This window comes from Methylocystis echinoides, from assembly GCF_040687965.1.
Taxonomy (GTDB): domain Bacteria; phylum Pseudomonadota; class Alphaproteobacteria; order Rhizobiales; family Beijerinckiaceae; genus Methylocystis; species Methylocystis echinoides_A.
In genome coordinates this window covers 920410-934285 of sequence record NZ_CP156084.1, presented here as the reverse complement: position 1 = coordinate 934285, position 13876 = coordinate 920410, and the positions used below count along the sequence as shown (strand labels likewise).

The following is a 13876-nucleotide window of genomic DNA, read 5'->3' as shown; positions in this document are numbered from 1 at the left end:
GAACGGCGGGGCAATTTACGGCCTTGCGCCCTTACCGGCAAGTCGACGCCTCGCCTCGGGCCGCGCCCCGCCTGATCGGAGGGTTATGGACGCCTTGCCGACCACGCGGCGGCCGTGTGACTAATCGCCCATCATGAGCGGGGACGACATCGACGGGTTCATGGAGGGGCGGCTGCGGCTGCGGCAGGGCCGCGGCCATCGCGCCGGCCATGACGCGGTGTTGCTCGCCGCTGCGACGCCGCCTGACGTCGACGGCCTCATTCTCGACATTGGCGCCGGGGCCGGGGCCGTCGGGCTCATGGCCGCGATCCATGCGCCCGAGGCGCGGGTCGGCCTGGTCGAGATCAATCCGCAGAGCTGCGCGCTGGCGCGTGAAAATATCGATCGCAACGGCCTTGCCGCACGCGTCAGCGTCTTTGAGGCGGACATCCTCTCTGCGACATCACGTCGCGCCGCCGGTCTCCTCGACGGGCGCGCTGCGCTGGTCCTCACCAACCCGCCGTTTCACGAGGCCGCGCGTGTGCGCGTGACGCCCGATGCGGCGAAGGCCCGCGCCCATGTCGCCGCCGCGCCGCTCTCGGAATGGGTGCGCGGCGCGCTCGCGCTGCTGGCCCCGGGCGGGCGATTCGCGATGATCCATCGCGCCGACGCGTTAGCCGATTGTCTCGCCGCCGTGGCCGGGCGGCTGGGCGGCGTGGCCATTGAGCCGATTTATTCCCGCGCCGGCGCGCCGGCGACCCGCATCCTGCTGCGCGGGGTGAAGGGCTCGAAGGCGCCGCTGGCCCTGCTGCCCCCGCTGACCCTCTGACGGGCCGGTCACCGACGTCCGCTGATCGAGATGGTCGCGCCTTCCTGCCGCACCATCGAATAGAGCCGCGCCGCGTTCCAGGGCGACAGCCGCACGCAGCCATGCGACGCCGGTCTGCCCAGCGCCCGTGTCGCATAGGTGCCGTGAATGGCGTAGCCGCCGTTGAAAAAGATCGAGTGCGGCATCGGCGCGTTGTCGTATTTGGCGGAGTAATGCATCGGCTGCAGCGCCTTGGCGGAGAAGACGCCGCGCGGCGTCCGGTAGCCGGCCCTGGCCGTTGAAACCGGCCAGCTGTAGCTGCCGCGCGCCGAATTCACATACATGCGCTGGCTGCCGAGATCGATGTGGACATTCACCCGCGCCGCGGCGCTTTGCACGCTTGCCGCGACGAACAGGGAAGCAAGAAAGAGGGCGTTGATACGCAAGGCGACCTCCCGCTTGGAAGTGAGATCCTCACAAGCGGTACATATGCGGCGTTGGCGCGACGTCCACGGCCGCCGCGCCGAAAACCGCACGGGCGCAATCACATACGGGCGACGACCACCAGCCGGCGCACCTCGCCGCGCTTATAGGCTTGCAGAAAGGCGTTGTAGTCGCGGAAGGAGACGCAGCCGTTGGAGTCGCCGTTCGGTCCCAGCATGAAGGTGTGGGCCAGGAGGCCGGCGCGGCCGTAAACCGAGCTGTTGATCGGCGTGAGCCGCAGCGCCTCCACGCCGTGGAACAGCGCTTCGCGCGGCGACAAGGCGTAGACGCTCGGCGGCGTCGGGCCGCGCATGCGCACATGCACATAGCGGGGATCGTCGAGATATTCGCGCAGGCCCGAATGCGCTTCGAGCTTGCTGCCGTCCGGCATGTAAACCGTGTGGGCCGAAATGTCGTAAACCGCGGTTCCGGCGCCCGCGCGGGGCGCCGGGCCGACGGCGTCGTTTTGAGCGGGCGCGGCGGGCGCGGCAGGATTGGTGAGGCCGCCGAAAAGACCGCCGGTGGTCTCGGGCGCGGCATAAGCGAGCGCTTGGGCCGGCGCCTGCTGCGGGCGGCGGGCGTTGCGGCCGGTCTGACCCGCATCGGGCTGCGCGGAGGGCGGCGGCGGCGCGCCGGCGCCGCCGAAGATCTTTTCGAAGAAGCTGCGGTTATCCGCCGGGGCGGGAGCCGTCGCGGGCTCGGCCAGGGCGGCCTGGCGCTCCGGCGCGGGCGCCGCCATGCGACTGGCCAGAATCTTGAGGTCGGACGGCCGGCGCGGCGGCACGGGAACGGTGTCGGCGTCGGGGGACGCGCCTTCCGCCTCGGCCATGAGCTGCGGTTCGGCAGTCGGCGCAGCGGGCTCGGCTTTGGGGGCCTCGAGCGCGGCCGTCGTTTCGACCTTCTGCCCAGGCGCCGCGGCGGTCTTGGCCCAGGGGCCGAGGCCGACGACCAGCGGCCCGTAAGGGTTGCCGGTCGGCGCCGCCAGCGTCTCGGCCGAGGCCAGCGCTTTTTGTCGGTGGGCGTGCCAGCCGATCAGAAGGCTCGACGACAGCGCGGCGCCGCCAAGCGCCACATAAGCAAAGAGCCGGCCGCGCTCTCGTGACAGGAAGCCATGTAAAATCTGGGGTTTCGTCAACATCCGCCCTCGGAAGTACCTTGCGTGGCGCGCCTCGCGGGGCGCCCAGCGGATCCGAATCACGCGCCGGGGCCGACTCAGCTGGCGCGCAAGAACGCCGCAGCAACACTCTGGAAAAGCATCGCGGCCTTGCTTGGGCTTGAATTAGGCGAATTCTTGGCCGTCCCCGGACAGCTTGGCGCAAGGCGCTATAGCGTGTCCAGGCAAAAAGAACTAGTTAAATCTGATAGTTGCGTTCTCGTTGTCTGCTTGAATTGAGGCCGCTGACAGAAAAACGCGCCGTTTCGGAAAGACGGCGCGTCGGACGCGGATCGCCTAGAGATGCGCGACCACCGCCAGTCGGCGCACCTCGCCGCGCTTATAGGCCTGGAGGAAGGCGTTGTAGTCGCGAAAAGACACGCAGCCATTCGAATCGCCGTTCGGCCCGAGCATATAAGTGTGCGCGAGCAGACCGGCCCGGCCGAAAATCGCCCCCTCGCCGCCGACCGGGGTGAGGCGCAACGCCTCGACGCCGTGAAACAGCGCCTCCCGCGGCGTCAGCATATAAAGATGCGGCGGCGTCGGCCCGCGCATGCGCAGATGCACGTAGCGCGGATCGTCGAGATGCTCGCGCAGGCCCGAATGCGCTTCGAGCCGTGCGCCGTCCGGCATGTAAACGGTGCGGGCGGAAATGTCGTAGACCGCGGTGTAACGATCGAAGCGCGCAGCGGGATTGGCGGGGGCGACGGCGCTGCGCAATCCGCCGAACAGCCCGCCCGTATCCGGCGTCGCGGCATAGGCCATGACCTCGCGATTCGGGCGACCCGGCGTCACCGCCGACGCCGTCTGGGGCGCGCCGCCGAAGAGGCGCTCGAAGAAGCTGCGCCCATCGGCCGGCGCAGCGGGAACAACGGTCGAGCCCGAAGCAGCCCGCGCCATCTGGCGCGCGGGCGCCCGCGGCTCGTCCTGGGCGAGGGAGGGCGCTTGCTCCTTGGGCGGTTCCGGCTTCAGCGCCACGGAGAGCTCCGCCGGACGGCGCGGCGGCGTCGGCGCGTCCAGAGTCGCGGCCTCCAGCGCGGCCGCCTTCTCTGTCTCGAGAGCGGCGGGCCGCGCCGGCGGGGTCGGCGCCTCTGCCGCTTGCCAGGGCTGATCGGCCGATTGCGGCTTCGCCTCCGCTCTTGCGATGAAGAGGTTTTGCGCTCTCATGCCGGCGCTGCGGGGCGCAAAGGCGGTGGGCGCATGCGGACCGATGTCCGCAAGGAGGGAGCCGCGAAGACCGGCGCCGGCCGGCTCCAGCTCGGCGACGTCGAGGGTCGGCTCGGGCGGATTTTCGGCGAAGGAGTAAAGCAGGCCGCCGGTCATCAGGGAGAGGACGACGCCGCCGAGCGCCGGTGCGATTTTGTGCGCCCGCCGCGGGGCGCGAACACGGGGAGACGACACATGGTTACGCATGGGCTAACGCTAGCGCGCATGACTTTCGGAATGGTTTCCGAGCGCTTTCGCAGCCGGATCGACTTTGCTTCAAATTGGAACGAGTCGCGCGGCCATTGACCGCAGGCGGCGGCGCCCGTAACTGCTTCTGCGCCGCGACAGGAAGCCCGCATGACCCCGATTGCCGAAGATCTCTCCCCCACGCGCTCCTTCCAGGGCCTGATTCTCACGCTTCAGAAATTCTGGGCGGCGCAGGGCTGCGTCATTTTGCAGCCCTATGACATGGAGATGGGCGCCGGCACCTTTCATCCGGCGACGACCCTGCGGGCGCTCGGCCCCAGGCCCTGGCGCGCGGCTTACGCGCAGCCGTGCCGGCGCCCCAAGGACGGGCGCTATGGCGAGAACCCCAACCGGGTGCAGCACTATTACCAGTTCCAGGTAATCTTGAAGCCGTCGCCGGCCAATCTCCAGGATCTCTATCTCGCCTCGCTCGCCGCAATCGGCCTCGATGCAACCCTTCACGACATCCGATTCGTCGAAGACGATTGGGAGAGCCCGACGCTCGGGGCCTGGGGGCTCGGCTGGGAGTGCTGGTGCGACGGCATGGAAGTCTCGCAATTCACCTACTTCCAGCAGGTGGCGGGCTTCGAATGCGCGCCGGTGTCGGGCGAACTCACCTATGGGCTCGAGCGCCTCGCCTGCTATCTGCAGGGCGTCGACAGCATCATGGAGCTGAACTTCAACGGCCGCGACGGCGCGGAGAAAGTCACTTATGGCGACGTCTTCCTGCAGGCCGAGCAGGAATATTCGCGCCATAATTTCGAGGCCGCCGATACGTCGAAGCTGTTCGAGGACTTCAAGGACGCCGAAGCCGAGTGCCGGCGCCTGCTCGATTTCGGCGCGGGCTCCGGCGACGAGCGGCATCTCATGGCGCTGCCCGCCTATGACCAGTGCATCAAGGCGAGCCACGCCTTCAATTTGCTGGACGCGCGAGGCGTGATCTCCGTCACCGAGCGGCAGAGCTATATTTTGCGGGTGCGCGAGCTGGCCAAGGCCTGCGGCGCCGCCTGGCTGCGCACGGCGGGCGGCGGCGCCAACGGCTGACGCCGTCGGAAGACGCGAAAACCAGGGCCCCCCTCGAAACCGAGGGTTTTGGCGGCGTTCCCGCATGGGGCGCGCGGCGTCCCATCGGGCGCACGACCACCACAAAATCAAAAAAATTGCGGGGCGCGTTGAACGAACGTAAAAGTTGTGCGTTTTATTGTCGCGCTCTAGCTTGAACCGGACGAATCGTTTCCCATGTCTAGGCTTCAAACGAGCGCAAACGTTGGGGTTCGTGCTGCGCGTCGGCGCACGGCGAGGAAGCTGTGCGCCATGCAACAAACCGGGTGAGAGGGTGGCGCCCTGCGTCGCACGACGGCGCGTCGGCGTTGTCCCCATCCTCTGACACGCGGGGTTCGGTCATTGACCGGGGGCATGGTTTGTTCTAGCATTGTTCCTGTTTTGCTCTGGTAGGCAGGCTGTCATGCGTCGTGATCACGGTTTTTCGCCTTTTTTGCCGCCCCGTTCGTCGAACGGTCTGACGCCACGCGGTCAGGAGCTCGATTCGCTCGCCGAGGCGAATGTCCTGCGCGGCCGCTTCTTCTCCTGGCGAGGCGTTTCGGGCCGGCGTTATGTCTGCTCCGTTTTCCAGCGGGGAGAGGAAGGTTTCATTTCCGACCTCGACGGCGGCGTCGTCATTGGCGTGGCCCGGGGCGGCGGCTCCCTTCGTCCCTTATGCGTCCTTGCGGCGCGTGACAACGGGACCAAGCCGCCGCTCGCCCGTCTGGCGCGAGAACTCGGCGTCGACGAGTGGCATGTCCATTTCTGCGCCGGGGACGCAACCGCGCGCGATCTTTCGGGGTCGCTTCTCAACTAGAGCGGCTCTGATTCCAAAGGGGGCGCCTGAACCCCGATAAAAAGGGAGCCGCGATCTCGGTTGCTCGGATCGGCGAATGCTCCGGCGGCGTGAGCGTAGGTCGCGTTTCGTGCATGGTCGTCAGGTCGTCGTTGTGTGAGCGTTGCTGCCTTGCGTGTGTCGTCGTTGCGTGAGCGTGGTCGAGCGTGCGAGTGCAAGGCGTCTTGTAAAATGCGGGTTGCGTGTGTGTCCTAGCAGCCGGGGCTTGCCCCGGCCTTTTTTTGCTCGCGCGAGAATGATGGGCGCCTCAGATGTCCTGGCCGGCGGAGGCCGCGGGGACCGTCCGGCAGGAACATCGGTCGAGCCGGCGTACGATTTCGGCGAGATCGGCGTCGTGAATGTCGAGCTGCATCAAGTGCTCGTAGGTGTTGCGCACATAGGAGGGGTTGTCGCCGGTCAGTCCCACGCCTTCGGCGACGAGACGGGTCATTTCCTCAATGGGCAGGCGGCCGGCGTATTGGCGGTGGCTGCGGTCGACGACATAGGCCAGCGCGTTGACGCAGCTCCCTTCGGCGAATCGCACGCCCACCGTCTTTTCGAGATAGACGGCCGTCACGAGCTCGCGTTCGCGCAGATAGCGGACGGTGCGCTCGCGGTCCCGGGCCGCGACGCGGAAGGCCACGCCCTGGCAGCAGCCGCCTCTGTCGAGACCGAGGACCAGGCCCGGCCGCTCCGGCGTGCCCCGATGGACGTGAGAAAAGATGCAGAGGGAGCGGTGATAGCCATGAACCCAGGCGAGGGCGCTTTCGACGTAGTCGAAGCCGGGGCGCCACATCAGGGAGCCATAGCCGAACACCCAGAGATCCTCGTCGCGGGAAAGCGTCTCCAGCAAGCCTGGTCCCCATCTGGAGCATGAAGCCCACCGGCGAAGACGAGTGGTCCGCGCCGCCCGTCGACTCTTTCAAGTCAATTCCTGCAATGCAACAGGAAAAGGCGGCGCGCCGCGGCCAAGCGAGCGCAAAGAGTCGCGCCTCGCGTCGCTTCCACAAGATATTGCGAGCGTTTTCTTGCTTTCACCCTTCTTTTGTGGCGCTCTTGACGCATGAAATTCGAACGCCTGAGACTTCTGGGGTTCAAGAGCTTCTGCGAACCGACCGACTTCCTGATCCACTCCGGCCTCACCGGCGTGGTCGGGCCGAACGGCTGCGGAAAGTCGAATCTCGTCGAAGCCCTGCGTTGGGTCATGGGCGAAAACTCGTATAAGAACATGCGCGCGTCCGGCATGGACGACGTGATTTTCTCCGGCGGCGGGTCGCGCGCCGCGCGCAATTTCGCTGAAGTCGGCCTTGTCCTCGACAATTCCGCGCGTCTCGCGCCCGCGGGCTTCAACGACGCCGACCAGATCGAAGTCACCCGCCGCATCGAGCGCGAGCAGGGTTCGACCTACCGAATCAACGGCAAGGAAGTCCGCGCCCGCGACGTGCAACTGCTGTTCGCCGACGCCGCGACCGGCGCGCGGTCGCCGTCGCTGGTCCGGCAGGGCCAGATCGGGGAGATCATCTCGGCGAAGCCCCAGGCCCGACGACGCATTCTGGAGGACGCCGCCGGCGTCGCCGGCCTGCACTCCCGCCGCCATGAGGCGGAGCTGCGGTTGAACGCGGCTTCCGAAAATCTCACCCGTCTCGAAGACGTGCTGAAGCAGGTCGAGAGCCAGGGCGACAGCCTCAGGCGCCAGGCCCGCCAGGCCGCGCGCTACCGCGAAGTGGCGGCGAAGATTCGCCAGAACGAGGCGCTCGTCGCCCTCGTCTCCTATCAGATCGCCGCCGACCAGCTGCGCGACGCGGCGCAAAAGCTCGAAGCCGACATTCTCAATGTGCAGGCCCGCACGCTGGCGCAGGCCGAGGCGGCGAAGCTGCAGGCCATCGCCGCGCATGAGCTTCCCAAGCTGCGCGACAAGGAGGCCGAGGCCGGCGCCGCCGTGCATCGCCTCGTCGCCGCCCGTCAGGCGCTCGAGGCCGACGAGCAGCGCGCCAAGCAGCGCATCTCCGAGCTGGCGCGCCAGATCGAGCAGTTCATGCGCGATCTCGAACGCGAGAAGGCGCTGATCGAGGACGCCGCCGAGGTCGCGGAGCGGCTCGAAGAGGAGCGCGCCGAACTCTTGGGCGCCGATCTGCAGGACGACGACCGCGAGAGCGAAGCGCGCGAGCGACTGGCGGAAATCGAGGCGACGCTCGCCGAGACCGAATCGGCCCTCTCCGACGTTCAGCAGCAGCTCGCCGGCGTGAACGCGCGGCGCGCGGCGATCGAATCGGCGCTGCGCGACGAAAACGGGCGCGTCGCCCGCTTCCAGGCGGAAGTCACCCGGCTCGACACGGAATTTGCGCTCATCGCCGGGCAGGGCGGCGGCGCCGAAGAGGCCCAGCGCCTCGCCGAAGCGTTTGAACTGGCCGCCGAGGAGGCGCAGGCCGCCGACGAAGCCGCACAGATGGCGGAAGAGGCGCAGCGCGAGGCGCGCGAGGCGGAGGCCGCCGCCCGTCACCCGGTCGAGCAGGCGGCGCTCAAGGCCCAGCGGCTGGAGACCGAGGTCCGCACGCTCGAAAATCTCCTTCACGCCGGCGCAGGCGGCCTGTGGGCGCCGGTCGTCGACGCCATGGCGGTCGAGAAGGGTTATGAGACGGCGCTGGGCGCCGCGCTCGGCGACGACCTCGACGCCTCGGCCGAAACCTCTGCGCCTGCGCATTGGGCGCTCACCGCCGACGCGGGGGATCCCGCCTTGCCGAACGGCGTGCGTTCGCTGGGCGAGATGGTGGAAGCGCCGCCGGCGCTGCGCCGCCGCCTCGCGCAGATCGGCGTCGTTCTGCGCGCCGAGGGCGAGAGCCTGCGCAAACTGTTGAAGCCGGGCCAGCGCCTCGTCTCGAAAGAAGGCGATCTGTGGCGCTGGGACGGCTTCACCCAGGCGGCCGAGGCGCCGACGCCGGCGGCGCGCCGTCTTACTGAAAAGAACCGCCTCGCCGAGTTGCGCGCCGAGGCGGCGCGCGCCCGCGCCGAGGCCGACGCCCTCGCCGAGGAACTGGAGAGCGCCCGCGAGGCGACGCGCCTCGCGACACTGGCCGACGCCGCGGCCCGCGACGCCCAGCGCCGCGCCCGCGCCCGTCTCGAAGAGGCGCGGGAACGCCATAGCGCCGCCGAGCGGCGAATGGCCCAGATCGGCCAGCGCCTGTCCGCGCTGGAGGAAGCCAAGGCGCAGACCCTCGCCAATCTCGACGAAGCGGCGCAGAAGCGCGAATCGCTCGCCGCCGAACTCGACGGCCTCGACGAGCCGGCCTCGCTCGCCGGCGCGATGGAAAGCCTGCGCGCCCGCGCCATGGTCGAGCGCGCCCAGGCCGGCGAGGCCCGCGCGGCGCTGGCGACGCTGCGCAACGACGCGAGCGCCCGCGCCGCCCGCGTCGCGGCCATCGGGCGCGAGATCGCCTCCTGGGCCGAGCGCCGCGACCGCGCCCAAGATCGACTCGGCGAGTTGGAGGAGCGTCTCGAATCGGCGCGCGAGGAGCAGGAGCGCCTGGCCGAGGCGCCCGACGCCTTCCTCGATCAGCGCCGGGCGCTGATGAACGCCCTCGAAGACGCCGAGGCCGCGCGCCGCGACGCCTCCGACGCCCGCGCCGAGGCCGAGACGCGGCTCGCCGAGGCCGACCGCGCCGCCCGCGCCGCGCTCGACGCAATGAGCGCCGCGCGCGAGGAGAAGGCCCGCAGCGAGGCGCAACTCGAGGCCGCGAGACAACGCGCCGCCGACGTCGAGCGCGCCATCCAGCACGATCTCGAAACGACGCCGGCCGCGCTCGCCGGTCTCGCGGGCGTGGCGGAAGGCGACGAACTCCCCGACATCGCCGAGGTCGAGCGGCGGCTCGAATCCTTGCGCGCCGACCGGGAGCGCCTCGGCGCCGTCAATCTGCGCGCCGAGGAGGAATTGACCGAGATCGACGCCCAGCGCGAGAGGATGGTCGCGGAGCGCGACGATCTCGCCGAGGCGATCAAGAAGCTGCGCGCCGCCATCGCCAGCCTCAACAAGGAGGGCCGCGAGCGCCTGCTCGCCGCCTTCGACAAGGTCAACGCCCATTTCAAGGAGCTGTTCACGCTGCTTTTCGACGGCGGCTCGGCGGAGCTTCAGCTCGTTGAAAGCGAAGACCCGCTGGAGGCCGGCCTCGACATTCTCGCCCGCCCGCCCGGCAAGAAGCCGCAGACCATGACGCTACTCTCCGGCGGCGAGCAGGCGCTGACCGCCATGTCGCTGATCTTCGCAGTGTTTCTCACCAACCCGTCGCCGATCTGCGTGCTCGACGAGGTCGACGCGCCGCTCGATGATTCGAACGTCGAACGCTTCTGCGACCTGCTGGAGGAAATGCGCAAGAAGACCGACACGCGATTCGTGACGATCACCCATAACCCGATCACCATGGCGCGCATGGACCGGCTCTTCGGCGTGACCCAGGCCGAGCGGGGCATTTCGCAGCTCGTCTCGGTCGATCTGGAGCAGGCCGAGAAATTCGCGCTGGCGAGCTGAGCCGCCGGCCGCGGCCGTCACCGGCTCACTGTCTTTGACTGCCCGTCCCGCGGCTGCGCCGGCGCCGGCCTGCCGCCGGTGCGTTCGAGATCGGCGATCAGCCGCTCCATTTCTGAAATCTCCTGCATTTGATCTGTGACGATGCGCCGCGCCAGCTCCCGCACGCGCGGGTCGCGCAGTTGCGCGCGCTCGGCCATGAGGATCGCGGCGGAGTGGTGCGGGATCATCGCGCGCAGAAAAGTCATCTCGTGCACGCCGTCCTGGGTGCGAACCAGCCAGGCGGCGGCGGCGAAGACCGTGATCGCAGCGGCGACGATCACCGAATTGGCGGGGCCGCTGCGATAGACGTCGGGCGAGAACGCAACGAGCGCCGCCGCGACGGCCGCGCCGGCGGCCACGGCCATCCAGAGGCGGCCCGCGCTGAGCCAGATATGATCGGCCTGGTAGACGTTGAGATAGCTCACGCAGAAAATGACCAGGGTCGCGACCGCGATGATAAGGGCGAGACGCGCATATGGCATGGGTTCCTCCCTGTTCCCGCCGCGCGGCGGGACCCCGTGCCGATAACCGTGCAGGGGCCGGGAAGGTCCAAGAGGTCTCGGCCCCGAAACGATCGGCCGCGATGAGCGCGGCGGCTCCGCACGAATGGGGGCGCCTTTCGCAAATGCACAAACTTTCAGCCGCGCAAATCGTCGCAACAAATGGTTTTTCCATATAAATCAAGATATTTGCGCAAAAGCGGCGCGCCTTGACTTAAGAGTGGCCGCTCAATATGTTGCGCGCGGCTCGAAAGGGCCTGGCCGCGAGGCTGGGGTTTTTCGATCAGCCGCTCCCGAAAGCCGGATAAATCCCCGAACCAAGCCGTCCCGGCCATCGTTCATTTTGCGCGCTCACGCAGGGCGCGACGGAGAGAGCCGATGACCGACGACGACAAGCGGGACGCCGAACAGGACGCGCTGAATGCGCGGCTCGAGAAGCTCAACGCCGCGCTGCGTCAGCGTGACGAGGAGCGACTCGCCAAGGAGGCGCCGCCGCCCGAGAGAAGGGGCCTGTCGCGGGCGTTGAGCGTCGGGCTCAACGCTTTTTCCGAATTTGTGGGGGCCGTGCTGGTGGGCGGCTTCGTCGGCTGGAAGGCGGACGAATGGCTCGGCACCAAGCCCTGGCTGATGATCGTCTTGCTCGGTCTCGGCATAGCGGCTGGCTTTTGGAACATTTATCGCGTGGCGAAGCCGAAGGACTGAGCCGTTCGCGAATTGGAACAGTCATCAGGCGCGGCGTATGCGCCTTCAAATCGAGGGCCGGGCGGAAACGTCCGGGCAGGGACGATGAGCACTGAAGCAGCGGCCGCGCCGAATCCGATCGAACAGTTCGAACTGCACCGCTACTTCCCGCATGAAATCGCGGGCGTCGAAACCTCCTTCACCAACGCTTCGCTCTACATGCTGCTCGCCGCGCTGGGCGTCGTGCTGCTGATGGTCATCGCCACCTCGCGCAAGGCCATTGTGCCGGGCCGTTTCCAGGCGCTCGCCGAAATGCTCTACGAGTTCGTCGCCAATACGGTGCGCTCGACCGCGGGCAAGGAAGGGATGAAATTCTTCCCCTTCGTCTTCTCGCTGTTCTCCTTCATCTTGATCGCCAATCTGATCGGCCTCATCCCGTATACTTATTCGGTGACGAGCCAGATCGTGGTGACCGGCGCCTTCGCGCTGCTCGTTATTCTGCTCGTGACCTTCTACGGCTTTTACCGGAACGGGCTGGGCTTCATTAACCTCTTCGTGCCGCATGGGGTGCCGCTGCCGGTGCTGGTGATTCTCGTGCCGATCGAGATCATCTCCTTCCTGTCGCGCCCGGTGTCGCTGTCCATTCGTCTCTTCGCCAACATCCTCGCGGGCCACGTGACGCTCGCGGTGTTCGGCGGCTTCGTCGTGCTGCTGCTCGCGGCCGGCGGCGCCTATGCGGCGCTCGCGCCGGTGCCGCTGCTCGCAATCGTCGCTCTTTATGCGCTGGAGCTTCTCGTCGCCTGCCTGCAGGCGTTCGTGTTCAGCGTTCTCACTTGCGTCTATCTCAACGACGCGATTCATCCGGGCCACTGATAAACATCCAACAATAAAAGTCGCCCCAATAGACTGGAGAAAACTATGGCTACTGAAATGCAGCTGGTTGGCGCGGGTCTCGCCGCGATTGGCACCGGCGCCGCGGCGATCGGCGTCGGCCTCATCTTCGGCAACTTCGTCAATGGCGCGCTGCGCAATCCGACGGCCGCCGCCTCGCAGTTCACCAACGCGATCATCGGCGCGGCGCTCGCCGAAGGCCTCGGCATCTTCGCCTTCGTCATCGCGCTGCTGCTGTATCTGAAGGCCTAAAGGCTTTCTCCGACCGCGCGAGGCGCGCTGCGACAGCGTGCGCCTCGCGGCTTCTCAACGCCCCTCGCAGAGGCGCGTTTTTGCGTTCCATCCGCAGCCGCGTCGAAGACTTTGGATATGTCCATGGCGATCATCTCTCCCGCCTATGCCGCCGAGGCCGAGCAGGAAACCCAAGGAACTCACGAATCCGTGGGCGCGCCGGGTGGCGAGGCTCATCATGAAGGCGTCTTTCCGCCTTTCCAGACCGAGAATTTCGCGCCGCAGCTCATCTGGCTGGTTCTGATCTTCGGCGTTCTCTACATTCTGATGTCGCGCATCGCGCTGCCGCGCGTCGGCGGCATCATCGAGACGCGCGACGCCAAGATCGCCGCCGACCTCGACGCCTCGCGCGACATGCAGTCGAAGGCGCAGGCCGCGGCGCAGGCCAATGACGAACATCTGCGCCGCCGGCGCGAAGAGGCGCAGGCCATCGGCCGCGAAGCCCAGCAAAAGATCGCCAATGAGGCCGCCGCCCAGCGTACGCGCGCCGAGGCGGACGCCGCCGAAAAGATTCGCGCGGCCGAAGAGCGCATCGGCGCCGCCAAGACCGCCGCGCTCGCCAATGTCGAGCAGATCGCGCTCGACGCCGCCGCCTCGATCATCGAGAAACTGACTGGCGTTCCCGCCGAACGCGATCGGCTCGCCGCCGAATATCAGTCCGTGAAGCGCTAAAGGAGACGCGTTCCATGCATTTCGACGCGGAATTCTACGTCGCCGTCGGCTTCACGATCTTCGTGCTCGTGCTGCTTTGGGTGGGCGCCCATTCGAAGTTCGCGGCGCTGATCGACGCCCGCATCAACCGCATCAAGGGCGAGCTCGCCGAGGCGGAGCGCCTGCGTACGGAAGCCGAATCGCTGCTCGCGTCCTTCGAGAAGAAGCGCGAAGAGGCCGAGGCCGAAGCGCGCGCCATTGTCGCGCAGGCGAAGGAAGAGGCGGAGCTGATCGCCGCCGAGGGCAAACGCCGTCTCGACGAGTTCATGGCCCGCAGCGTCAAGCAGGTCGAGCAGAAGATCGCCCAGGCCGAGGCCCAGGCGGCCGCCGAAGTGCGCGCCGCCGCCGCCGACGCCGCCGTGAAAGTCGCCGAAGGCGTCCTGGCCAAGGGCGCGCCGGGCAGGGACTTCGTGACTGCCGGCATCAACGAGGTGAAGTCGCTCGCCGAGCGCGCGCGCTATGTGTCGACCTGAATCGCTCAGGAGCGTGTTAA

The 13876-nt window shown here is 67.8% G+C and carries 15 protein-coding genes; 9 read left to right on the top strand and 6 right to left on the bottom strand.

What is annotated here, in order from left to right:
• The first annotated feature begins 133 nt into the window (after window positions 1-133).
• Window positions 134-808 (top strand): methyltransferase, encoded by a 675-nt coding sequence (locus RVU70_RS04485; RefSeq protein ID WP_363349881.1) that lies wholly within the window; start codon window positions 134-136, stop codon window positions 806-808.
• A gap of 8 nt (window positions 809-816) precedes the next feature.
• On the opposite strand, the gene RVU70_RS04480 is transcribed toward RVU70_RS04485, so the two are convergent.
• From RVU70_RS04480 to RVU70_RS04470, 3 genes are all read right to left on the bottom strand, one after another.
• Entirely contained in the window at window positions 817-1233 is a 417-nt protein-coding gene (locus RVU70_RS04480; protein ID WP_363349880.1) for a L,D-transpeptidase, read from the bottom strand.
• A gap of 98 nt (window positions 1234-1331) precedes the next feature.
• Window positions 1332-2408 carry a tlde1 domain-containing protein gene (locus tag RVU70_RS04475; protein WP_363349879.1) on the bottom strand — a complete coding sequence of 359 codons (1077 nt, stop codon included), beginning with the start codon at window positions 2406-2408 and terminating at the stop codon, window positions 1332-1334.
• A 312-nt stretch (window positions 2409-2720) separates the two neighbouring features.
• Window positions 2721-3836 (bottom strand): DUF2778 domain-containing protein, encoded by a 1116-nt coding sequence (locus tag RVU70_RS04470; protein WP_363349878.1) that lies wholly within the window; start codon window positions 3834-3836, stop codon window positions 2721-2723.
• Window positions 3837-3986: 150 nt separating this feature from the next.
• On the opposite strand from RVU70_RS04470, the gene RVU70_RS04465 reads away from it, so the two are divergent.
• The gene (locus RVU70_RS04465; protein WP_363349877.1) at window positions 3987-4919 is read left to right on the top strand and encodes a glycine--tRNA ligase subunit alpha; all 933 of its coding nucleotides are present in this window, start codon (window positions 3987-3989) and stop codon (window positions 4917-4919) included.
• Window positions 4920-5340: 421 nt separating this feature from the next.
• Entirely contained in the window at window positions 5341-5733 is a 393-nt protein-coding gene (locus RVU70_RS04460) for a hypothetical protein (RefSeq protein ID WP_363349876.1), read from the top strand.
• A gap of 286 nt (window positions 5734-6019) precedes the next feature.
• Here RVU70_RS04460 and RVU70_RS04455 read toward each other — a convergent pair whose 3' ends face one another.
• Entirely contained in the window at window positions 6020-6604 is a 585-nt protein-coding gene (locus RVU70_RS04455; RefSeq protein ID WP_363349875.1) for a gamma-glutamylcyclotransferase, read from the bottom strand.
• Between the two features lie 210 nt (window positions 6605-6814).
• Between RVU70_RS04455 and smc the strand changes: the two genes are divergently transcribed.
• Complete coding sequence (gene smc, locus RVU70_RS04450) at window positions 6815-10270, top strand: chromosome segregation protein SMC (protein WP_363349874.1); 3456 nt, start codon at window positions 6815-6817, stop codon at window positions 10268-10270.
• A 17-nt stretch (window positions 10271-10287) separates the two neighbouring features.
• On the opposite strand, the gene RVU70_RS04445 is transcribed toward smc, so the two are convergent.
• On the bottom strand, window positions 10288-10791 hold the full coding sequence (locus RVU70_RS04445) for a DUF305 domain-containing protein (protein ID WP_363349873.1): 504 nt from the start codon (window positions 10789-10791) through the stop codon (window positions 10288-10290).
• A 155-nt stretch (window positions 10792-10946) separates the two neighbouring features.
• The gene (locus RVU70_RS04440; RefSeq protein WP_363349872.1) at window positions 10947-11144 is read right to left on the bottom strand and encodes a hypothetical protein; all 198 of its coding nucleotides are present in this window, start codon (window positions 11142-11144) and stop codon (window positions 10947-10949) included.
• 43 nt (window positions 11145-11187) lie between these two features.
• Here RVU70_RS04440 and RVU70_RS04435 point away from each other — a divergent pair, with 43 nt between their 5' ends.
• From RVU70_RS04435 to RVU70_RS04415, 5 genes are all read left to right on the top strand, one after another.
• The gene (locus RVU70_RS04435; protein WP_363349871.1) at window positions 11188-11511 is read left to right on the top strand and encodes an AtpZ/AtpI family protein; all 324 of its coding nucleotides are present in this window, start codon (window positions 11188-11190) and stop codon (window positions 11509-11511) included.
• 84 nt (window positions 11512-11595) lie between these two features.
• Window positions 11596-12363: a F0F1 ATP synthase subunit A gene (locus RVU70_RS04430; protein ID WP_363349870.1), complete on the top strand. Its 768-nt coding sequence runs from the start codon at window positions 11596-11598 to the stop codon at window positions 12361-12363.
• A 45-nt stretch (window positions 12364-12408) separates the two neighbouring features.
• Window positions 12409-12633, top strand: a complete 225-nt coding sequence (locus tag RVU70_RS04425) for a F0F1 ATP synthase subunit C (RefSeq protein WP_341105183.1) — start codon at window positions 12409-12411, stop codon at window positions 12631-12633.
• Between the two features lie 123 nt (window positions 12634-12756).
• The gene (locus tag RVU70_RS04420; protein WP_363349869.1) at window positions 12757-13344 is read left to right on the top strand and encodes an ATPase; all 588 of its coding nucleotides are present in this window, start codon (window positions 12757-12759) and stop codon (window positions 13342-13344) included.
• 14 nt (window positions 13345-13358) lie between these two features.
• Window positions 13359-13856 (top strand): ATP F0F1 synthase subunit B, encoded by a 498-nt coding sequence (locus RVU70_RS04415; RefSeq protein WP_363349868.1) that lies wholly within the window; start codon window positions 13359-13361, stop codon window positions 13854-13856.
• Window positions 13857-13876: the final 20 nt, after the last annotated feature.

Coding starts and splice junctions, on each gene's coding strand:
- RVU70_RS04440 (WP_363349872.1), bottom strand. CDS start 11,144: ATGGCCGGGACGGCTTGGTTCGGGGATTTATCCGGCTTTCGGGAGCGG.
- RVU70_RS04475 (WP_363349879.1), bottom strand. CDS start 2,408: ATGTTGACGAAACCCCAGATTTTACATGGCTTCCTGTCACGAGAGCGC.
- smc (WP_363349874.1), top strand. CDS start 6,815: ATGAAATTCGAACGCCTGAGACTTCTGGGGTTCAAGAGCTTCTGCGAA.
- RVU70_RS04460 (WP_363349876.1), top strand. CDS start 5,341: ATGCGTCGTGATCACGGTTTTTCGCCTTTTTTGCCGCCCCGTTCGTCG.
- RVU70_RS04445 (WP_363349873.1), bottom strand. CDS start 10,791: ATGCCATATGCGCGTCTCGCCCTTATCATCGCGGTCGCGACCCTGGTC.
- RVU70_RS04415 (WP_363349868.1), top strand. CDS start 13,359: ATGCATTTCGACGCGGAATTCTACGTCGCCGTCGGCTTCACGATCTTC.
- RVU70_RS04425 (WP_341105183.1), top strand. CDS start 12,409: ATGGCTACTGAAATGCAGCTGGTTGGCGCGGGTCTCGCCGCGATTGGC.
- RVU70_RS04430 (WP_363349870.1), top strand. CDS start 11,596: ATGAGCACTGAAGCAGCGGCCGCGCCGAATCCGATCGAACAGTTCGAA.
- RVU70_RS04420 (WP_363349869.1), top strand. CDS start 12,757: ATGGCGATCATCTCTCCCGCCTATGCCGCCGAGGCCGAGCAGGAAACC.
- RVU70_RS04485 (WP_363349881.1), top strand. CDS start 134: ATGAGCGGGGACGACATCGACGGGTTCATGGAGGGGCGGCTGCGGCTG.
- RVU70_RS04435 (WP_363349871.1), top strand. CDS start 11,188: ATGACCGACGACGACAAGCGGGACGCCGAACAGGACGCGCTGAATGCG.
- RVU70_RS04470 (WP_363349878.1), bottom strand. CDS start 3,836: ATGCGTAACCATGTGTCGTCTCCCCGTGTTCGCGCCCCGCGGCGGGCG.
- RVU70_RS04465 (WP_363349877.1), top strand. CDS start 3,987: ATGACCCCGATTGCCGAAGATCTCTCCCCCACGCGCTCCTTCCAGGGC.